Here is an 18,594-nt window from a genome sequence, read left to right as displayed (position 1 = left end):
GGTCACCGGGGGCGTGGGAGAGTCGGGTCATGCCCACCGCCGCCTCCGGGCTCGACCTCACCCACGTCGACCCCGCGACCCGCGCCCAGGACGACCTGTTCGGCCACGTCAACGGCCGCTGGTTGACCGAGCACCAGATCCCCGCCGACCGCGCCCAGGACGGGGCGTTCCACGTGCTGCGCGACCGCGCCGAGGCCCACGTCCGCGAGATCGTCGAGGAGTGCGCGGCCGCGGACCCCGAGCCGGGCACGGACGCCCAGCGCATCGGTGACCTGTACGCGTCGTTCCTCGACGAGGCCGCCGTCGACGCCCTCGGTGCCGGCCCGATCGCCGGCGACCTCGCCGCCGTCGCCGCGGCCACGGACCCGACGGAGCTGGCCCTGGTCGTGGCGCGGCTGCAGCGCGAGGGCCTCAAGGGCGTCGTCGGCCCCTCCGTCGCCCCCGACGCCGGCGACCCGACCCGCTACCTGGTGCACCTGTCGCAGTCCGGCCTGGGCCTGCCCGACGAGGCCTACTACCGCGCCCCGGAGCACGCCGAGACCCTCGGCACCTACCGCGGGCACGTCGCCCGGCTGCTGGCCCTCGGCGGTGTGGCCGGGGACCCCGACGCGCTCGCCGACAGCGTGCTCGCCGTGGAGACGCGGCTGGCCCGGGCGCACTGGGACAACGTGGCCAACCGCGACGCCGGGGCGACCTACAACCTGCGCACCACCGACGACCTCGTCGCTGCCGCCCCCGGCTTCCCCTGGGTGGCCTGGGCGGACGCGCTGGGCGACGGCCGGCGCGACCCCGCGACGGTGCTGGGGGAGGTCGTGGTCCGGCAGCCGTCGTTCGTCGAGACCCTGGGCCGGCTGTGGTCCGGCGACGAGGCGCTCCCGCTCGCCGACTGGCAGGCGTGGGCCTCGTGGCGCGTCGTCGCCGGCCGGGCGCCCTACCTGCACGCCGAGCTGGTGGCCGCGAACTTCGACTTCGTCGGCCGCGTGCTCAGCGGCACCACGGAGAACCGGGAGCGCTGGAAGCGGGGCGTGTCGCTGGTCGAGGGTCTGCTCGGCGAGGCCGTCGGCTCGCTGTACGTCGAGCGGCACTTCCCGGCCCGGTCCAAGGAGCGGATGGTCACCCTGGTCGCGAACCTGGTGGAGGCCTACCGACGTCGCATCTCCACGTTGGACTGGATGACGCCGGACACCCGGGAGCGGGCACTGTCCAAGCTGGACGCGTTCACCCCCAAGATCGGCTACCCGGACCGGTGGCGCGACTACTCGGCCGTCACGGTGACCCGCGGCGACCTGGTGGGCAGCATCCGCGCCGCCGAGGCCGCCGACACCGACCGCGAGCTGGGCCGCCTCGGCGGGCCCGTCGACCGCGACGAGTGGCTGATGACGCCGCAGACCGTCAACGCCTACTACAACCCGCGGATGAACGAGATCGTGTTCCCCGCCGCGATCCTGCAGCCCCCGTTCTTCGACGCCGACGCCGACGACGCCGCGAACTACGGCGGCATCGGTGCGGTCATCGGCCACGAGATCGGCCACGGCTTCGACGACCAGGGCTCGAAGTACGACGGCACGGGAGCGCTGCGGGACTGGTGGTCCGACGCCGACCGCACCGAGTTCGACCGCCGCACCGGGGCGCTCGTCTCGCAGTACTCGGTGCTCGAGGCCCGCGAGACCCCCGGCCACCCGGTCAACGGTGCGCTCACCGTCGGGGAGAACATCGGTGACCTCGGGGGCCTGTCCATCGCGCTGGTCGCCTACGGGGTGGCGCTCGAGGCGGCGGGCACGGAGGCGCCGGAGATCGACGGGCTGACGGCGCTGCAGCGGGTGTTCTTCGCCTGGGCGCAGGTGTGGCGGGCCAAGACGCGGCCGTCGGAGGCGCTGCGCCGGCTGGCCGTCGACCCGCACTCGCCGCCGGAGCTGCGCACCAACGCGGTGGTGCGCAACATCGACGCGTTCCACGAGGCGTTCGACGTGCACGAGGGCGACGGCCTGTGGCTCGACCCGGCGGAGCGCGTCCGCATCTGGTGACCCTGCGCATCCAGCGGGCTTCCTGCGGTCCGTCAGGCCTGCGCGGCCGCATGTAGCGGGCTAGGTGCGCCAAAGGAAGCCCGGGAGCGCGCAGGTAGCCCGCGATGTGCGACCCGTCAGGCCTGCGCGGGAGCACGTAGCGGGCTATGTGCGCTAAAGGAATCCCGGGAGCGCGCAGGTAGCCCGCGATGTGCGCTGACGGGCTGCGGTCAGGCCGGGGGGCGCGGCCGGCAGGCCAGCACGACGACCGCGCCGGCCAGGGACACCGCGGCCGTCACCAGCACGGCCGAGTCCCACCCGTCGAGCACGGCGGCCGGGCTCGACCCGCCGCGGGTGACCACGACGGTGACCACGGTGACGCCTACCGCCGCGCCGAGGTAGCGGGCCGTGTTGTTCGCGCCGCTGCCGGTCGAGCCCAGGTGCGTCGGCACGCTCGCCACGGCCTGGCGACCCAGCGCGGCGTTGAGCACCCCGCTCGCCGCCCCGGCCACCAGCAGCCCGGGCAGCAGCCGCACCGGGCCGTCACCCACGGCGACCCCGGTGAGCATGACCATCCCGACCGTGACCCCCAGGAGCCCGAGCACGAGCTGCGCCTGGCCGGTGACCCGCGCCGGCAGCCGTCGCGCGAGCAGCGACGTCACCACGCTGGTGACCGACCAGCCCAGCAGCACCCACGCCCCGTCGAGCGCGGTGCCGCCGAGGCCGCGCTGCACGACGGTCGACGAGTACGACGTGGCCGAGATGATCCCCGCCCCGGTGGCCAGGCCGGCGACCGTGGCGGCGACGAAGGTCGGGTTGCGGAACAGCGCCAGGTCCAGCATCGGGTGGGTGCGTCGGGCCTCCCAGAGCGGGAACGCCACCGCGCCCGCGACTGCGAGCCCGAGCAGGAGCAGCACCCCCGCGCTCGTCCAGCCCTGCCTGCCGAGCACCAGCCCGGCGAGCAGCGCGGCCAGGGTGCCGGAGAAGAGCAGCACCCCCACCGTGTCCACGGCCCGCGGCGTGCTCGCCCGCGACTCCAGCAGCCAGCGCTGCCCGGCCACGGCGAGGACGACCCCGCCCACGGCGAGCAGCCAGTAGGGCCCGGGCCAGCCCAGCCCGATCGCCAGCCCCGCCGAGGCCAGCGGGCCGACGGCGATGCCGGCGCCCAGGCTCGCGCCCCACACGCCCGTGGCCCGGGTGCGGGCCGGGCCGGCGGGCACGGCGTGCGCGATGAGCCCCAGGCTGCAGGCGATGACGGCCGCCGCGCCGACGCCCTGCACCACCCGGGCCAGCACCAGCCACACCGTGCCGGGGGACAGTGCGCCGGCCACTGACGCGACGGCGAGCAAGACCGCGCCGAGCACGAACCCCCGGCGGCGGCCGTGGTCGTCGGCCAGCGCCCCGGTGGGCAGCAGGGCCACGGCCAGCCCCAGGCTCATCGAGCTGAGGATCCACGCCTGCCCGCCCGCGCCGGCGCCGAGCGCCCGGGCCGTCTCCGGCAGGGTGGTCAGCGGGACGGTGTAGGCGACGAGGGCCAGGAACGTGCCCGCGGCGGCGACGCCGACCGTCCGACGCGTGGTGTCCGGGGCCGGCGCAGTGCTCACCGGCCGGACTCTGCCACGCCCCTCACGCCGGACCCGACACCGCAGAGTGCGCCCGCCGCGGTCGAAGTCCACCCGGGGACACCGCAGAGTGCGCCCGCCGCGGGATGTGGGCGGAACGCGGGCCGAGGGCCCCGACGGCAGCGCGATGTGGGCGAAGCGCGGACCGACGGCCCCGACGGCAGCGCGATGTGGGCGGAACGCGGGACGGGCTACACCTTCGGCTGGCCGTTGGACGCGCTGACCCCGCCGTCGACGGGCAGCACCACGCCGGTGACGAACCGGGCGTCGTCGGAGGCGAGGAACGCGATGACCGGGGCGATCTCCTCGGGCTCGGCGGGCCGGCCCAGCGGGATCCGCTCGGCGAAGCTCGCCATGAGCTCCTCGTCGTCGGTCATGCCCTCGGTCATCGACGTCAGCGTCAGGCTCGGCGCCACCGCGTTCACCCGCACCCCGCGCGGGCCGAGGTCCATCGCCATCGCCCGGGTCAGGTTCACCACCGCCCCCTTGGCCGCGTTGTAGGCGACGTTGCCCCAGTCCCCGCCGGTGCCCGACACCGAGGCCACGGTGACGATGCTGCCCCCGGTCTCCAGCAGGTGGGGCACCGCGGCCCGGCAGCCGTGGAACACCCCGTCGAGGTTGGTGCCCAGCACCAGCCGCCACTGCTCGTCGTCGGTCTCGGTGACGGTGCCGGGCCGGCCCACCCCGGCGTTGTTGACCAGCACGTCGAGCCGGCCGTGCTCGGCGACGACGGCGGCGACGAGGCCCTCGACGTCGTCACGCCGCGACACGTCCGCGACGTGGGTGCTCACCGTGCCCGGCCCGGGCGCGCCGGACGCGACCTGCTCGAGCGTCTCCGCGGTGCGCCCGGCCACCACGACCGTCGCCCCCTCCGAGGCGAACCGGTGGGCGGTGGCCGCCCCGATCCCCGACCCGCCCCCGGTGACGACGACGACCTTCCCGCTGAACCGCACCCGCGTCTCCTGCCTGCTCGAGGGCCGACCGTGCCGACCCGACCGCGCAGGACGCTAGGCAGGTCGCGGCCCGCCCGCAGCGTGTGGGAGACGATGGCCGCGTGCCCGAGCACCCCCCGCCCGACGACCCCGACGCGCCCGGCCCCACCGAGTGGTTCCCGCCCGCCGTGGGCGTCGGACCCTGGCCCGGCCCGTGGCCGGACGACCCCCGCTACGACCCCGAGCTGCTCGCCGACGGCGACGCCCGCAACGTCGTCGACCGCTACCGCTACTGGCGCCGCGAGGCCGTGGTCGCCGACCTCGACACCCGGCGGCACCGGCTGCACGTCGGCATCGAGAACTTCACCCAGGACCCGAACATCGGCACCGTGGTGCGCACCGCCAACGCGTTCGCCGTGGCCGCCGTCCACGTCGTCGGCCGGCGGCGCTGGAACCGGCGCGGCGCGATGGTGACCGACCGCTACCAGCACCTGCACCACCACGCGGACGTGGCCGCGCTGGCCGCGTGGGCCGCCGCCGAGGGGCTCACCCTGGTGGCGGTGGACAACGCCCCGGGCGCGCAGCCGCTGGAGACCACGGCGCTGCCCCGGGACTGCCTGCTGCTGCTCGGCCAGGAGGGCCCGGGGCTGACGGCCGAGGCCCGCGTGCTGGCCGAGCGGACCGTCTCCATCGCCCAGTTCGGCTCCACCCGCAGCATCAACGTCGGGGTGGCCGCGGGTATCGCGATGCACGCCTGGATCCGGGCGCACGCCTCCCCCTGACCCGCCGCGCCGGGCGAGCGGGCACCATCACCGGGGTGCGCGAGATCTGGGGGGCCCGGGCCGACGCGGCCGAGGCGGCCGTCCTGGCCCGCCACCTGCGCCCGCTGTGGGGCCTGCCCGGTACTGCGCTCGGCGTCGTCGGGTGGCCGGCCACCGCGGGTGAGCGCGCCTTCGCCCGCTGGCACTACTGGTGGCAGGCCCACCTGCTCGACGTGTGCGTCGACGCCTTCGCCCGCAGCCCGAGCCGGGCCCGGCGCACCCGGGTCGCCCGGGTGTCCCGCGCCCACCGGCTGCGCAACCTCGGTCGCTGGACCAACGACTACTTCGACGACATGGCGTGGCTCGGCCTGGCGCTGCAGCGCGCCGACACCCTCGTCGGGGTGCGCCACCCGGCCGCGGTGACCGAGCTGACCGCCACGCTGCTCGACGCGTGGTCCGACGACGCGGGCGGGGGCATCCCGTGGCGGCGCGGCGACGACTTCCGCAACACCCCCGCCAACGGCCCGGCCGCGGTGCTGCTCGCCCGCACCGGGCACTTCGAGCGCGCCACCGACACCGCCGACTGGCTCGACGCCACGCTGCGCGACCCCGCCACCGGCCTGGTGTTCGACGGGGTCCGCCCGGGCGGGCTGGTGCGGGTGCACTACAGCTACTGCCAGGGCGTGGTGCTCGGCGCGGAGGTCGAGCTCGCCGCGCGCACCGGCGGCGCCCGGCACGTCGAGCGGGTGGTCCGCCTCGTCGACGCCGTCGCCGAGCACCTGGCCGACGACGGGGTGCTGCACGGGCACGGCGGCGGTGACGGCGGGCTGTTCACCGGCATCCTGGCCCGCTACCTCGCCCAGGTCGCGCTGCGGCTGCCGGGCGCCGACGCCCGCGCGGCGGCCACCCGGGCCACCGCCACCCGGCTGGTGCTGGCCTCGGCGCGGGCGGCGTGGGCGCACCGGGCGGAGCACCCCAGCGGGCCCGTGTTCGGCCCGGCCTGGACCCGGCCCGCGGTGGTCCCGTCGGGCGTGGCCGGCGGCGTGCGGGCGGACGGGGCGGTGGGGTCGTCCGCCGTCGCGGAGCGCGACATCTCGGTGCAGCTCTCGGCGTGGCTGCTGCTGGAGGCGGCGGCGTCGGTGTTCGACCCGGCCGCCTGACGCCTGACGCCGGACGGCTGACGGCGGGGACGGGGGCCGTCAGCCCGGCTGGCCGCCGGCCTCGGACCGGCTTGGGGCGTGGCCGTGCTGGGCGTCGTCGAGGTGGTGCACGGCGTCCTCGACCTCGGCGGAGGCCTCCGCGTCGACGGGCTTGCGCAGCTCCTGGCGGTAGCGCCACACGCCGATCCCGGTGCCGACGACGAGGAACGCGACCATGGTCCACAGCGCCACCGGCAGCAGCCAGCTGACCCGCTCCAGCACGCCGGCGCCGTAGTAGCCGAGCAGCACGAGGGTGGGCACCCACACGATGGCGCCGAGCACGCTGGCCGCGGTGAAGCGGCGCTGGTCCATGTGCGCGGCGCCCGCCAGCATGGGGGCCAGGGTCCGCACCCAGGGGATCCAGCGGGCGGCGAGCACGCCCCAGAAGCCCCAGCGCGTCATCACCGCGCTGGCCTTGAGCAGGTTGCGGCGGTTGAGCATGCGGCCGCCCTCGCGGGCCATGATGCGGCCCCCCGAGTACTTGCCGAGCCGGAAGCCGACCTGGTTGCCGACGATCGCGGCGACCGTGGCCGCTGCGGCCAGGCCCCACGCGCTGGGGCTGCTGCCGCTCGCGGCGAGCACCACGCCCGCGGTGAGCAGCAGGGAGTCACCCGGCAGGAACAGCCCGATGAGGAAGGCGCACTCGGCGAAGACGAGGGCGAGGGTGATGACCCAGACCAGGGCGGGGCCCGCGGTCTGCAGCGGGCCGAACGTGCCGCTGGCGAGGGTCGTGGTGCCCGGCGCGAGGTGCACGGGGGTCAGGCCGAGCCGGGGTCGGCGGCCGCGCGGGCGCGGCGGCCCTCGCGGCGCGACCGCACCACCTGCAGCGCCACCGGCACCACGGAGACGAGCACGATGAGGATGAGGATGACCTCGATGTGCGCGCTGACGAACTCGATCTTGCCCAGGAAGTAGCCCAGCGTCGTCACGCCCGCGCCCCACAGGACCCCGCCCACGATGTCGAACAGCAGGTAGGTGCGGTAGGTCATCCGGGAGACGCCCGCGGTGACGGGGGTGAAGGTGCGGATGATGGGCACGAAGCGGGCCAGGATGATGGCCTTGGGGCCGTGCTTCTCGAAGAAGTCGTGGGCCTCGGCGACGTACTTCTTCTTGAAGAACCGGGAGTCGTCGCGGGCGAAGATCTTGGGCCCGGCGGAGCGACCGATCCAGTAGCCGGTCTGGTCGCCGACGACGGCCGCGACGGGCACGGTCACCAGCAGCACCCACAGCGGGGCGATGGCGGGCACGTCGACCCCTGCCAGCTTGGCCGTGCCGGTGGCGATGAGGCCCGCGGTGAACAGCAGCGAGTCGCCGGGCAGGAAGAAGCCCACGAGCAGCCCGCACTCGGCGAACACGACGAGCAGCAGCCCGGCCAGGCCGAAGGTCGTCAGCAGGTAGTCGGGCTGGATGAACTCGGGCCCGAGAGCCAGCGGCGTCGACGTCACGCCCGCCACGCTACCGGCGGGGCACCGCTCCCCGGGGCGCTGCGCGCCCGCTCGGCGCGCTGCCCGGTCGCCCACGGCGGCGGCCGGTCGGCATACTCAGCGGCGACGTCCCGCCCGGGGAGCCCCGGGCCCGCCACCCGCCCCACGCACAGGAGGCCGCCCGCCATGCCGATCGCGACACCCGAGGTCTACGCCGAGATGCTCGACAAGGCGAAGCAGAACTCCTACGCCTTCCCGGCGATCAACGTCACCTCCTCGGAGTCGCTCAACGCCGCGCTGCGCGGGTTCGCCGACGCCGAGAGCGACGGGATCATCCAGTTCTCCACCGGCGGCGCCGAGTTCGCCTCGGGAACCAAGGTCAAGGACATGGTCACCGGCGCGGTCGCCCTCGCGGAGTTCGCCCACGTCGTGGCGGACAAGTACCCGGTGACCGTGGCGCTGCACACCGACCACTGCCCCAAGGACAAGCTGGACAGCTACGTGCGCCCGCTCATCGCGATCTCCCAGGAGCGCGTCGACGCCGGGCGCAACCCGCTGTTCCAGTCCCACATGTGGGACGGCTCGGCGGTGCCGATCGACGAGAACCTCGAGATCGCGCAGGACCTGCTGGCGAAGGCCGCGGCCGCGAAGATCATCCTGGAGATCGAGATCGGCGTGGTCGGCGGCGAGGAGGACGGCGTCGACAACGAGATCAACGACAAGCTCTACACCTCCGCGGAGGACTTCCAGAAGACGATCGACGCGCTCGGCGGCGGTGACTCCGGCTCGCGCTACCTGCTCGCGGCGACGTTCGGCAACGTCCACGGCGTCTACAAGCCGGGCAACGTCAAGCTGCGCCCGGAGGTGCTGGCCGAGGGGCAGCGCGTCGCGGCGAAGGCGCTGGGCCTGGCCGACGACGCCAAGCCGTTCGACCTCGTCTTCCACGGCGGCTCGGGCTCGCTGGCCTCCGAGATCGAGGAGTCCCTCGGCTACGGCGTCATCAAGATGAACGTCGACACCGACACCCAGTACGCGTTCACCCGGCCCATCGCCGCGCACATGTTCACCAACTACGACGGCGTGCTCAAGGTCGACGACGAGGTGGGCAACAAGAAGGTCTACGACCCGCGCAGCTACATGAAGCAGGCCGAGACCGCGATGGCCGCCCGGGTGGCCAAGGCGTGCGAGGACCTGCGCTCCGCGGGCCGCATGCTCGCCGGCTGACCCAGCTCCCACCCCGCATCCAGCGGGCTCGATGCACCGCCGCTGCCGCTGCAGCAGCATCGAGCCCGCTGGATGCGTCCGGGGGGCGGGTGCGCGCCTGCGATGATGGGCGCCATGACCTCCTTCGGTGACCTGCTCGGACCCCAGCCCACCCTGCTGCCGGGCGACCCCGAGGCGGAGTCGGACCTGCTGAACCACGCCGACCCGACGTCCGTCGCCGCCGCGCACCCCAGCGCCAGCATCGCCTGGGCCGAGCTCGCCGAGCGCGCCCTGGCCGCCGACGAGCCCGTGGCCGCCTACGCCTACGCCCGCACCGGCTACCACCGCGGCCTCGACCAGCTGCGCCGCAACGGGTGGAAGGGCTTCGGCCCGGTGCCCTACTCCCACGAGCCCAACCGCGGGTTCCTGCGCGCCGTGGCCGCGCTGAGCCGCGCCGCCGCCACCATCGGCGAGGACGACGAGCGCGCCCGCTGCCTGGACCTGCTCGTCGACTGCGACCCCGGTGCCCCCGCCGCCCTCGGCCTGGGCTGAGCCGGGCACGGCGGGCCGGGCCCGCGCCCGGGCCCGCGCCCGGCTGGGTCGCGCCCGCACCCGGGCCCGCGCCACCTGGCTGCCGGTGCTGCAGTGCTCGCTGGCCGCCGTCCTGGCCTGGGTCGTGGCCACCGACGTCGTCGGGCACGGGCGCCCGTTCTTCGCCCCCATCGCCGCGATCGTCTGCCTCGGCACCGCCCGCGGCGCCCGGCTGCGCCGCTCGCTGGAGATGATGGTCGGGGTCACCGTCGGCATCGCCGTCGGTGACCTGCTCATCGCCGCCATCGGCACGGGGGCGTGGCAGATCGGGCTCGTCGTGCTGCTCGCCATGAGCGCGGCGGTGCTGCTCGACGGCGGCCCGGTGATCACCCTGCAGGCGGGCTCGTCCGCCGTCCTCGTCGCCACCCTGCTGCCGCCGGGGCAGAGCGGCGGGCCCGACCGCGTCGTCGACGCCCTCGTCGGCGGGGCCGTCGCCCTGGTCGTCGTCGCGCTGCTGCCCGTCGACCCGCTGCGGGTCGCGCGCCGCGACGCCGGCCGCGTGCTGGAGGTCGTCGGCCGCGCGATCGCCGACGTCGGGGAGGGGCTGGCCACCGGGGACGTCGAGCTGGTCTCCGACGCCCTCGCCGCGGCCCGCGGCACCCAGGCCAGCCTGGACGTGCTGCGGGCCGACCTGGCCGCGAGCACCGAGATCGCCCGGCTGGCCCCGCTGCGCTGGCGGCACCGCGGCCCCACGGCGCGGCTCGTCCGGGCGGCCGAGCACGTCGACAACGCCGCCCGCAACACCCGGGTGCTGGCCCGCCGCGCCCTGGTCGCGGTGCACGACGGCGAGGTCGTGGACCCGCGCCTGCCCGAGCAGCTCGCCCTGCTCGCCGCCGCCACCCGCCAGCTCGCGGCCGCGTCGGCCCCGCCGCGCTCCGACGACGTCGACCCCGCCACCCCGGAGGAGGTCGCGGCCACGCTGCGGGCCGTCGCCGGGGGGCTCGCCGCCGACCTCGGCCTCAGCGGCGGGCTCTCGGTGCGGGTGGTCACCGCCCAGGTGCGCTCGCTGGTGGTGGACCTGCTGCGCGTCACCGGGGCGGGGCTGGACGAGGCCCTGGCCACCCTGCCGCCGACCGCCGGTGACTGACCCCCGCGCCGGTTGCCCACATGCGCACCCCGCTATACGTTGGCGGGCGGCACGACGACGGGACGCAGGGGGTGACGGGGTGGGCGCAGGTCACGGGCACGGCCACGGCCACGGTGCCCATGCTGCGGGGCGCACCGGCCGGCTCCTGGTCGCCCTGGGGATCCTGGTGGTGTTCCTCGTCCTCGAGGTCGTCGTCGGCCTGCTCAGCGGCTCGCTGGCCCTGCTCTCCGACGCCGGGCACATGCTCACCGACGTGGCCGCGATGACGATGGCCCTCGTCGCCCTCGAGCTCGGCCGCCGCGGCTCGGCGCAGGCGGCCCGCACCTTCGGCTGGCACCGCGCCGAGGTGCTCACCGCCGTGGTCAACGCCGCCCTGCTGCTCGGGGTCGGCGGGTTCGTCGTCGTCGAGGCGGTGCGCCGCCTGGGCGACCCGCCCGAGGTGCCCGGGCTGCCGCTGGTGCTCACCGCGCTCGCCGGGCTGGCGGCCAACGTGGCCGTCGCCCTGCTGCTGCGCGCGCACGCCGCCGACAGCCTGGCCGTGCGCGGGGCCTACCTGGAGGTGCTCGCCGACGCGGTCGGCAGCGTCGGGGTGCTCGTCGCCGGGGTGCTGGTCGCCGGCCCGGGCTGGGCGTGGGCCGACCCCGTCGTCGCCGTCGGCATCGCCGCGCTCATCGTGCCGCGCGCCATCGGGCTGGGGCGCTCCGGGCTGCGGATCCTGGTCCAGGCCGCGCCCGCCCACGTCGACCTCGACGCCGTCCGCGCCGACCTGCTGGCCGTCGACGGCGTGCAGGACGTGCACGACCTGCACGTGTGGACACTCACCACCGGCAAGGACGTCGCCACCGCGCACCTCACCAGCGAGGCGGAGCCGGCGGGCGTGCTCACCCGCTCCCGCGACGTGCTCGCCGCGCACGGCCTGGCCCACGCCACGGTGCAGGTGGAGCCGCGGGAGCACACCGGCCGCTGCGCCGAGACCGACTGGTAGGCGCGGACCGGCTCAGCAGCCGCCCTCGAGGAAGGCCCGGACGAACCCGGCCGCCTGGTAGGGCACCTGGGCCAGCACCTCCGCCGTGCTCGGCGCCGTCGTCGGCGCGATGACCGCCAGCGGCCCGGGGTAGCACTGCCCGACGATGTAGCGGGCGCGCGAGGCGTGGACCAGGCCGGTCACCACCGTGACCGACGTCCAGCCCTCCGCGGTGGCGCGGCGCTCGATCTCCCGGGCCTCGCCGATGGTGCGCCCGGGGCGGGGCACGAAGCAGCTCACCCGCGGCCCCGGGTCGGCGCACACCCGGGTGGTCAGGTTGTCGTCGAGCCCGTAGGGGTTGGAGATGACGAGCTGGCGGGCCAGGCCGTCGGCGAGCACCTGCTGGCCCAGGGCGACCGTGTCGTCGCCGTAGCCGCCGAGCACCACCACCGCGTCGGCGGGCCGGCCGGGCGCGGGCTCGGCCGGGTCTAGCTGGGGGTGCAGCACCACCCGCTGGGCGAAGAGGACCACCAGGCCCGCGACGACGAGGAGCGCCACGGCCGCACCGGCTCGACGCCGCCGCCGCCTCCGGCGCACCAGTCCCACGTCACCCACGGTAACCAGCCCCGGTGCGGCGCCCGGCCGGGCGTGACCGACCCCACCCGGGTCAGCGCACCAGTCGCCAGGGGGTGACGTGGCGGTAGAACGTGCTGCGGCGCACGGCGCGGGGGGCGGGGACCCCGTCGCGCACCACCTCCAGGCCGGTCGAGCCCGTCTGCACCGCGCGGGCCGTGGCGCGGCGGCGGGCCAGCGCGCCGGTGCGGGCCACGGCGCGGACGCCCTCGCCCTGCGGCGTCGGGGAGATCTCGACCGCGCGGGCGGAGCCGGTGAACAGCAGCACGTCGTCGGCGTAGGCCTCCCCGGTGACGGGACCGCCCTCGGGCCCGGTCAGCCGGGCCAGGCCCACCAGCGCCTGCCCGGTCTCGTCGCGCACCAGCGGCACCGCCCGGGCCTGCCCGTCGAGGGCCCGGGTCAGCGCCCGACGGCCGCGCGGCAGCCCCCACGCCCGGGTGCCGGGGGTGGCCGACGGCGCCACCAGCGCGAGCTCCACGTCGAGCCGCTCGGTGCGCAGCAGGGCGGTGAGCACGGCGGCCAGGGCGGCGTCGGGGCCCGGGCCGTCAGCCGCGCGTCCCGCCAGCAGCACCACCCGAGTGCCGTCGTCGAGGTCGGTCAGGGCGGCGGCGAGCTCGGCGCGGGTGGGCAGCGCCGCGACGGGGTGCACCGTGCCCGCCCCGGGGGGCGGGGTGGGCGCGCCCGGACAGCCCAGCAGGACGACGGGGGCGCGGCTCACGGGTGCAGTGTCGCGGGGCGGGGCCGGGGCCGGGCGGCGGGGGCCGGTCTGCGGCCCGGTCGGCGCGCCCGCCTGGGCTACCCTGATCCACCGGTCCGTGCCCGTCGCGGCCCCGCCGACCCGTCGGGTCGCGGCCCCACCGCACGAGGAGCACCGTCATGCCGGCAGTCGTCCTGATCGGCGCCCAGTGGGGCGACGAGGGCAAGGGCAAGGCCACCGACCTGCTGGGCGGGCGCGTGCAGTGGGTGGTGCGCTACCAGGGCGGCAACAACGCCGGGCACACCGTGGTGCTGCCCGACGGCCAGGACTTCGCCCTGCACCTCATCCCGTCGGGCATCCTCACCCCCGGGGTCACCAACGTCATCGGCAACGGCGTCGTCGTCGACCCGGGCGTGCTGCTCGCCGAGCTGGCCGGGCTCGAGGCCCGCGACGTCGACACCTCGCGGCTGCTGCTCTCCGCCGACGCGCACCTGCTCATGCCGTACCACGTGGCCATCGACAAGGTCACCGAGCGCTTCCTCGGCAACGCCAAGATCGGCACCACCGGCCGCGGCATCGGCCCCTGCTACCAGGACAAGATCGCCCGCGTCGGGGTGCGGGTGGCCGACGTGCTCGACGAGAAGATCCTGACCCAGAAGGTCGAGGCGGCGCTGGAGTTCAAGAACCAGGTGCTCTCCAAGATCTACAACCGGCGCGCGCTCGACCCGGCGCAGGTCGTCGACGAGGTGCTCGGCCAGGCCGCCGGGTTCCGGCACCGCATCGCCGACACCCGCCTCGAGCTCAACCAGGCCCTCGAGCGCGGCGAGACGGTGCTGCTGGAGGGCTCGCAGGGCACCCTGCTCGACGTCGACCACGGCACCTACCCGTACGTGACGTCGTCCAACCCGACCGCGGGCGGCGCGGCCGTCGGCTCCGGCATCGGGCCCACCCGCATCACCGCCGTGCTCGGCATCCTCAAGGCCTACACCACCCGCGTCGGCTCGGGCCCGTTCCCGACCGAGCTCGAGGACGAGTGGGGGGAGTACCTGCGCAAGACCGGCGGGGAGGTCGGCGTGACCACGGGCCGGCTGCGGCGCTGCGGCTGGTTCGACGCCGTCATCGCCCGCTACGCCACCCGCGTCAACGGCATCACCGACTACTTCCTGACCAAGCTCGACGTGCTCTCCTCGCTGGAGACGGTGCCGATCTGCGTGGGGTACACCGTCGACGGCCAGCGGGTCGACGACATGCCCATGACGCAGACCGACGTGCACCACGCCGTCCCGGTCTACGAGCAGATGCCCGGCTGGTTCGAGGACATCACCGCCTGCCGCACCTTCGACGAGCTGCCGCAGGCCGCGCAGGACTACGTGCTGCGCATCGAGGAGCTCTCCGGGGCGCGCGTCTCCTGCATCGGGGTCGGCCCGGGCCGGGAGCAGACCATCGTCCGGCACGACGTCCTGGGCTGATCGCCTCTGTGTGTGATTACTGCACCCAGGACGCGAGGTCTCGCTCACAGGCACGCAGCGCACGCGTGTAGCTCGCCCGTCCAGCCCTCCCGGTGCAGCACCGCCGCCACCTCGGCCGCCACCCCGCACGGGTCGCGGACCACGTCGGTCCAGCCGTAGACCAGCCGCGGGCGCCCGGCCAGCTCGGCGGCGTTGTCGCGGCGCCGGTCGCGGAACGCCACCTCCGGCGAGGAGTGGTAGGCCCGCCCGTCCAGCCGGACCACCAGCGGCACGCCGTGCTCGGAGTAGTCGCAGTCCTCCAGCAGCACGTGCCCGTCCACCACGACGGGGGACTGACGGCGGGCCGCGGGCAGCCCGTGCGCCCGCTCGACCTCGACGGCGTAGCGGTGCTCGAGCACGGACGTGACCCCGTCGGTCATCAGCGTCAGCGCCTCCAGCAGTGCGGTCCGGTAGCGACGGGGGCGACGTGCCTCCACCCGGGCCCGCAGCGCCGCCGCGGACACCCGGCCGCCCGTCGACAGGCCCACGAGCCGGCGGACCGCGGCCCGGGCGTCGGGCTCGGCGACGGCCAGGTCGAGCACCGTGTCGGCGAGGGAGGTCCGCGGCGGGTCGGACTCGACGACGACGTGGGCGAACGCCCGGGACCGGTGCACGGCCACGCCCGGGTGCACCAGGCCGCACGGCCCCCACACCGGCGGCTGGTGCGCCGCCGACCGGGAGTAGGGGACGGTGACGTGCACGCGGGCCTGGTCGTCGTCGCGGAGCAGGTCCCACTCCTGCGCGGCGGTGCGGTGGCTCAGCGCGGCGTGGTCCCCGGCGTAGAGCAGCGCTGCGGTGAGCACGGCCGGGCGGGTCAGCGGTCCGGTGTGGACGGCGACGACGCCGTGCAGGACGCGCTGCCAGCGGCGCTGGCGGACGCGGTGGGCGACGGCGTGGTCGTCGAGGCCGTGGGCCTTGAGCTGGGCGCGGGTGAGGACGCCGTGCTGGCCCCAGGTGGTGGCGGTCCAGGCGTCGGTCTCGGTGGTGGTCATGCCGGGCAGCCTGACCGTCCGCCGGGGGCCTTGGCGGGGTCGTCGTCCCACCTGTGGACGGGGCCGCGGGGTTGTCCACAGGTGCGGCTGTGAACGGAACCTCGCCTCCTGGGTGCAGTAATCACACACGGGGTGAACACCTGGTGGACACCGCCGCGCCGGGGTGCCGGACCGCCGGGAGCCGCGACAGCATGGGTGGACGTGAGCACCGTGCGCTACGCCCAGCCCGGACCCCTCGCGGTTGCCCACCGGGGAGGGGCGGGGCTGGCCCCGGAGAGCTCGCCGGCGGCGTTCGCCCGGTCGCACGCCCTGGGGGTGCGCTGGGTGGAGTCCGACGTCCGGGCCAGCGCCGACGGGGTGGCCGTGCTGCACCACGACCGCACCCTGCGCCGGCTGTTCGGCCGCCGTGCCGCGGTGTCGGACCTGACGTGGGACGAGCTGCGGGGGCTGCGCACCCCCACGGGCGAGCGGCTGGTCCGGCCCGTCGAGCTGCTGGACGCCTACCCCGACACGTGCGTGACGCTCGACGTCAAGGCCCGCTCGGCGCTGCCGGGCCTGCTGGCCGACGTGCGGGCGACCGGGGCGGCGCAGCGGGTGTGCCTGGCCGGCGCGGCCGACGCGCTGCTGGCCGAGGCGGCGGCCGCCGAGCCCGGGCTGGTCACCGCGCTGGGCTGGCGCAGCCTCGTCGGGCTGCTCGCCGGCGCACGGCTGCGCTCCCCGTGGCCGGGGGTGGCCGCGGGTGGGGCGTACGCGCACGTGCCGGACCGGCTGTGCGGGCGCGGGGTGATCACCGAGGGCCTGCTGCGCCGCGCCGCCGAGCTCGGGGTGGCGGTGCTGGTGTGGACGGTCGACGAGCCGGCGCGGATGCACGAGCTGCTCGACCTCGGCGTCGGGGGGCTGATCACCGACCGGCCGGACCTGCTGCGCGAGGTGCTCGTCGCCCGCGGGCAGTGGGCGCGGCCGGTGCCCCCGCGCCGGGCCCGTCAGGGGTGTGAACGGAACCTCGCGTCCTGGGTGCAGTAATCACGCACGGCTCAGTCGCGGTCGAGCATGGCCTCCTCGAGGTCGAGCTCGTGCATCACCCGCCGCAGCACCTCGTCGTCGATGCGGCCGGCGTCGCGGTGGGCCACGAACACCTCCCGCTCCGCGGCGAGCATCTCCCGGCGCAGCCGGCGGAACGTGGCGGCCGGGCTCTCCCCGAGCTCGGCGTCGCTGCGGCCGAGCCGCTCCCAGGCGCTGGTGGAGCGGCGCTCGGCCCAGCCCCGCAGGATCTTCGCGGTGCGCTCGGCCACCTGGGTGCCGCCCTCGGCGGCGGGGTCGACGAGCTCGTCGAGCCGGGCGGTCGCGGCCTGCGCGGCCTCGTGCTGCGCGGCGGCCTCGGCGACGGCGTCCGAGCTGGCCTCCTGGCCCTGCACGCCGAGGGTGCGGATCAGCCACGGCAGGGTGAGGCCCTGCAGCAGCAGCGTGCCCACGACCACGACGAAGGAGAGGAACAGGATCTCGTCGCGCGCGGGGAAGCCGGCCCCGCCCATCGTGGTCAGCGGGATCGCGAACGCGGCGGCCAGCGACACCACCCCCCGCATGCCCGCCCACCCCACGACGAGCACCGCCCGCAGCGGTGGCGCCCCGTCGGTGCCGCGCAGCATCCCGCTGAGCAGGGTCGTGGCGAACACCCACACCAGGCGGACCAGCACGACCGTGCCCAGCACGGCCACCGAGGCCAGCGTCATGCTCAGCGCGCTGCGGCCCTGCAGGCCCGCCACGACGGCGGGCAGCTGCAGCCCGATGAGCAGGAACACGAACGACTCCAGGACGACGTCGGCGGCCTTCCACACCGCGTCGTCCTGCAGCCGGGTGGCGTACCCGGCCTTCGTGGCGCGGCTGCCCAGCCACAGCCCGGCCGTGACGACGGCGAGCACCCCGGACCCCTCGAGCTCCTCGGCGCCGAGGTAGGTCAGGAACGGCACCAGCAGCCCGATCGAGCTCTCCAGCACCGGGTCGTCGAGGCGGCGGCGGATGGCGGAGACGACGACGCCGACGAGCAGGCCGACCGCGACCCCGACGACGACGGCGAGGACGAACGTCTCCAGCCCGCTGAGCAGCCCCGCCCCGGCGCCGACGGCCGCGGCCAGCGCCACCCGGTACGCGGTGAGCGCGGTGGCGTCGTTGAGCAGGCTCTCCCCGGAGAGCAGCGTCATGATCCGGCGGGGCAGGCCGAGGCGGCGGCCGATCGCGGCGGCGGAGACCGCGTCGGGCGGGGCGACGATCGCGCCGAGCACCAGCGCGGCCGCCCACGGCAGCTCGGGCAGGACGAGGTAGGCGACCACCCCGACGACGGCCGTGGTGACCAGCGGCAGCCCGACGGCGAGCAGCCCGATGGGCCGCTTGCTGACCTTGAGGCCCCGGTAGCTCGACTGCAGCGCCGCGGAGTACAGCAGCGGCGGCAGCACGACGAACAGCACCAGGTCCGGGTCGAGGGTGATCTCACCCAGCCCGGGCAGCGCGGAGGCGGCCAGGCCGACCACGGTCAGCAGCAGCGGCGAGGACAGGCCCCGGGCCCGGGCGAACCCGGCGACCAGCAGCGCGACGACGACCACCACGAGCAGCTCCGCGTCCACGGCCCACCCCCTCTCGGTGCAGGATGGTGCCCGATGTCCCTGTTCCGCCGCTCCCGCCCCGCCCCGGACCGCACCCCCGCCCCGCCCGCCGGGGGGTGCGAGCACCTGGCCGCGGCCCCCGCCGCCGAGCCCGACCCCGTCGCCGACCCCCGCTGCGAGGACTGCACCGCCCTCGGCGAGGACCTCTGGGCGCACCTGCGGCAGTGCCTGGAGTGCGGCCACGTCGCCTGCTGCGACTCCAGCCCGCACCGCCACGCCACCGCGCACCACCACGGCACCGGCCACCCGGTGATGCGCTCGGTGGAGCCGGGGGAGACGTGGCGCTGGTGCTACCCCGACGCCCTGCTGGGCTGAGCGCGC

At 76.1% G+C, this 18,594-nt stretch carries 18 protein-coding genes; 10 read left to right on the top strand and 8 right to left on the bottom strand.

Annotation, left to right across the window (positions count from 1 at the left end; genetic code table 11):
• The first annotated feature begins 29 nt into the window (after window positions 1-29).
• Complete coding sequence (locus tag ACYVOF_RS17165) at window positions 30-2,024, top strand: M13 family metallopeptidase (protein WP_460868619.1); 1,995 nt, start codon at window positions 30-32, stop codon at window positions 2,022-2,024.
• 209 nt (window positions 2,025-2,233) lie between these two features.
• On the opposite strand, the gene ACYVOF_RS17160 is transcribed toward ACYVOF_RS17165, so the two are convergent.
• Both ACYVOF_RS17160 and budC read right to left on the bottom strand, forming a co-directional pair.
• Window positions 2,234-3,607: an MFS transporter gene (locus ACYVOF_RS17160; RefSeq protein ID WP_460868617.1), complete on the bottom strand. Its 1,374-nt coding sequence runs from the start codon at window positions 3,605-3,607 to the stop codon at window positions 2,234-2,236.
• A gap of 209 nt (window positions 3,608-3,816) precedes the next feature.
• The gene (budC, locus tag ACYVOF_RS17155) at window positions 3,817-4,578 is read right to left on the bottom strand and encodes a meso-2,3-butanediol dehydrogenase (protein WP_460868615.1); all 762 of its coding nucleotides are present in this window, start codon (window positions 4,576-4,578) and stop codon (window positions 3,817-3,819) included.
• A gap of 101 nt (window positions 4,579-4,679) precedes the next feature.
• Between budC and ACYVOF_RS17150 the strand changes: the two genes are divergently transcribed.
• Both ACYVOF_RS17150 and ACYVOF_RS17145 read left to right on the top strand, forming a co-directional pair.
• Window positions 4,680-5,339, top strand: a complete 660-nt coding sequence (locus ACYVOF_RS17150; protein ID WP_460868613.1) for a TrmH family RNA methyltransferase — start codon at window positions 4,680-4,682, stop codon at window positions 5,337-5,339.
• Between the two features lie 35 nt (window positions 5,340-5,374).
• Window positions 5,375-6,478, top strand: coding sequence for a glycoside hydrolase family 76 protein (locus tag ACYVOF_RS17145; RefSeq protein WP_460868612.1), 1,104 nt, complete (start codon window positions 5,375-5,377; stop codon window positions 6,476-6,478).
• A 39-nt stretch (window positions 6,479-6,517) separates the two neighbouring features.
• On the opposite strand, the gene ACYVOF_RS17140 is transcribed toward ACYVOF_RS17145, so the two are convergent.
• Together ACYVOF_RS17140 and ACYVOF_RS17135 are read right to left on the bottom strand one after the other, a co-directional pair.
• Complete coding sequence (locus tag ACYVOF_RS17140; protein ID WP_460868610.1) at window positions 6,518-7,270, bottom strand: DedA family protein; 753 nt, start codon at window positions 7,268-7,270, stop codon at window positions 6,518-6,520.
• Between the two features lie 5 nt (window positions 7,271-7,275).
• A complete protein-coding gene (locus tag ACYVOF_RS17135) occupies window positions 7,276-7,962 on the bottom strand; it encodes a DedA family protein (RefSeq protein WP_460868608.1) in 687 nt (228 codons plus the stop codon).
• A gap of 165 nt (window positions 7,963-8,127) precedes the next feature.
• Between ACYVOF_RS17135 and fbaA the strand changes: the two genes are divergently transcribed.
• The 4 genes from fbaA to ACYVOF_RS17115 all read left to right on the top strand — a co-directional run bounded on the left by fbaA (window position 8,128) and on the right by ACYVOF_RS17115 (window position 11,807).
• The gene (fbaA, locus tag ACYVOF_RS17130; RefSeq protein ID WP_460868606.1) at window positions 8,128-9,165 is read left to right on the top strand and encodes a class II fructose-bisphosphate aldolase; all 1,038 of its coding nucleotides are present in this window, start codon (window positions 8,128-8,130) and stop codon (window positions 9,163-9,165) included.
• A 114-nt stretch (window positions 9,166-9,279) separates the two neighbouring features.
• Window positions 9,280-9,696 carry a DUF3151 domain-containing protein gene (locus ACYVOF_RS17125; protein ID WP_460868604.1) on the top strand — a complete coding sequence of 139 codons (417 nt, stop codon included), beginning with the start codon at window positions 9,280-9,282 and terminating at the stop codon, window positions 9,694-9,696.
• A 43-nt stretch (window positions 9,697-9,739) separates the two neighbouring features.
• The gene (locus ACYVOF_RS17120; RefSeq protein WP_460868968.1) at window positions 9,740-10,822 is read left to right on the top strand and encodes an FUSC family protein; all 1,083 of its coding nucleotides are present in this window, start codon (window positions 9,740-9,742) and stop codon (window positions 10,820-10,822) included.
• Window positions 10,823-10,901: 79 nt separating this feature from the next.
• A complete protein-coding gene (locus tag ACYVOF_RS17115) occupies window positions 10,902-11,807 on the top strand; it encodes a cation diffusion facilitator family transporter (RefSeq protein ID WP_460868603.1) in 906 nt (301 codons plus the stop codon).
• 12 nt (window positions 11,808-11,819) lie between these two features.
• On the opposite strand, the gene ACYVOF_RS17110 is transcribed toward ACYVOF_RS17115, so the two are convergent.
• Window positions 11,820-12,392: a YdcF family protein gene (locus ACYVOF_RS17110; RefSeq protein ID WP_460868601.1), complete on the bottom strand. Its 573-nt coding sequence runs from the start codon at window positions 12,390-12,392 to the stop codon at window positions 11,820-11,822.
• Window positions 12,393-12,453: 61 nt separating this feature from the next.
• Window positions 12,454-13,137 carry a hypothetical protein gene (locus ACYVOF_RS17105; protein WP_460868599.1) on the bottom strand — a complete coding sequence of 228 codons (684 nt, stop codon included), beginning with the start codon at window positions 13,135-13,137 and terminating at the stop codon, window positions 12,454-12,456.
• Window positions 13,138-13,295: 158 nt separating this feature from the next.
• On the opposite strand from ACYVOF_RS17105, the gene ACYVOF_RS17100 reads away from it, so the two are divergent.
• Window positions 13,296-14,585, top strand: a complete 1,290-nt coding sequence (locus ACYVOF_RS17100) for an adenylosuccinate synthase (RefSeq protein WP_460868597.1) — start codon at window positions 13,296-13,298, stop codon at window positions 14,583-14,585.
• Between the two features lie 44 nt (window positions 14,586-14,629).
• Here ACYVOF_RS17100 and ACYVOF_RS17095 read toward each other — a convergent pair whose 3' ends face one another.
• Window positions 14,630-15,616, bottom strand: a complete 987-nt coding sequence (locus tag ACYVOF_RS17095; RefSeq protein ID WP_460868595.1) for a hypothetical protein — start codon at window positions 15,614-15,616, stop codon at window positions 14,630-14,632.
• 201 nt (window positions 15,617-15,817) lie between these two features.
• Between ACYVOF_RS17095 and ACYVOF_RS17090 the strand changes: the two genes are divergently transcribed.
• Window positions 15,818-16,639: a glycerophosphodiester phosphodiesterase gene (locus tag ACYVOF_RS17090; protein WP_460868593.1), complete on the top strand. Its 822-nt coding sequence runs from the start codon at window positions 15,818-15,820 to the stop codon at window positions 16,637-16,639.
• An 11-nt stretch (window positions 16,640-16,650) separates the two neighbouring features.
• On the opposite strand, the gene ACYVOF_RS17085 is transcribed toward ACYVOF_RS17090, so the two are convergent.
• Window positions 16,651-18,234, bottom strand: coding sequence for a Na+/H+ antiporter (locus tag ACYVOF_RS17085; protein WP_460868591.1), 1,584 nt, complete (start codon window positions 18,232-18,234; stop codon window positions 16,651-16,653).
• A 33-nt stretch (window positions 18,235-18,267) separates the two neighbouring features.
• On the opposite strand from ACYVOF_RS17085, the gene ACYVOF_RS17080 reads away from it, so the two are divergent.
• A complete protein-coding gene (locus tag ACYVOF_RS17080) occupies window positions 18,268-18,588 on the top strand; it encodes a UBP-type zinc finger domain-containing protein (RefSeq protein WP_460868589.1) in 321 nt (106 codons plus the stop codon).
• Window positions 18,589-18,594 lie beyond the last annotated feature (6 nt).

The organism is Rhodococcus aerolatus (assembly GCF_054783215.1).
Note: the sequence above shows the minus strand (reverse complement) of the source record. Positions and strands in the feature narration are given on the sequence as shown.

Coding starts and splice junctions, on each gene's coding strand:
- ACYVOF_RS17125 (WP_460868604.1), top strand. CDS start 9,280: ATGACCTCCTTCGGTGACCTGCTCGGACCCCAGCCCACCCTGCTGCCG.
- fbaA (WP_460868606.1), top strand. CDS start 8,128: ATGCCGATCGCGACACCCGAGGTCTACGCCGAGATGCTCGACAAGGCG.
- ACYVOF_RS17100 (WP_460868597.1), top strand. CDS start 13,296: ATGCCGGCAGTCGTCCTGATCGGCGCCCAGTGGGGCGACGAGGGCAAG.
- ACYVOF_RS17080 (WP_460868589.1), top strand. CDS start 18,268: ATGTCCCTGTTCCGCCGCTCCCGCCCCGCCCCGGACCGCACCCCCGCC.
- ACYVOF_RS17095 (WP_460868595.1), bottom strand. CDS start 15,616: ATGACCACCACCGAGACCGACGCCTGGACCGCCACCACCTGGGGCCAG.
- ACYVOF_RS17165 (WP_460868619.1), top strand. CDS start 30: ATGCCCACCGCCGCCTCCGGGCTCGACCTCACCCACGTCGACCCCGCG.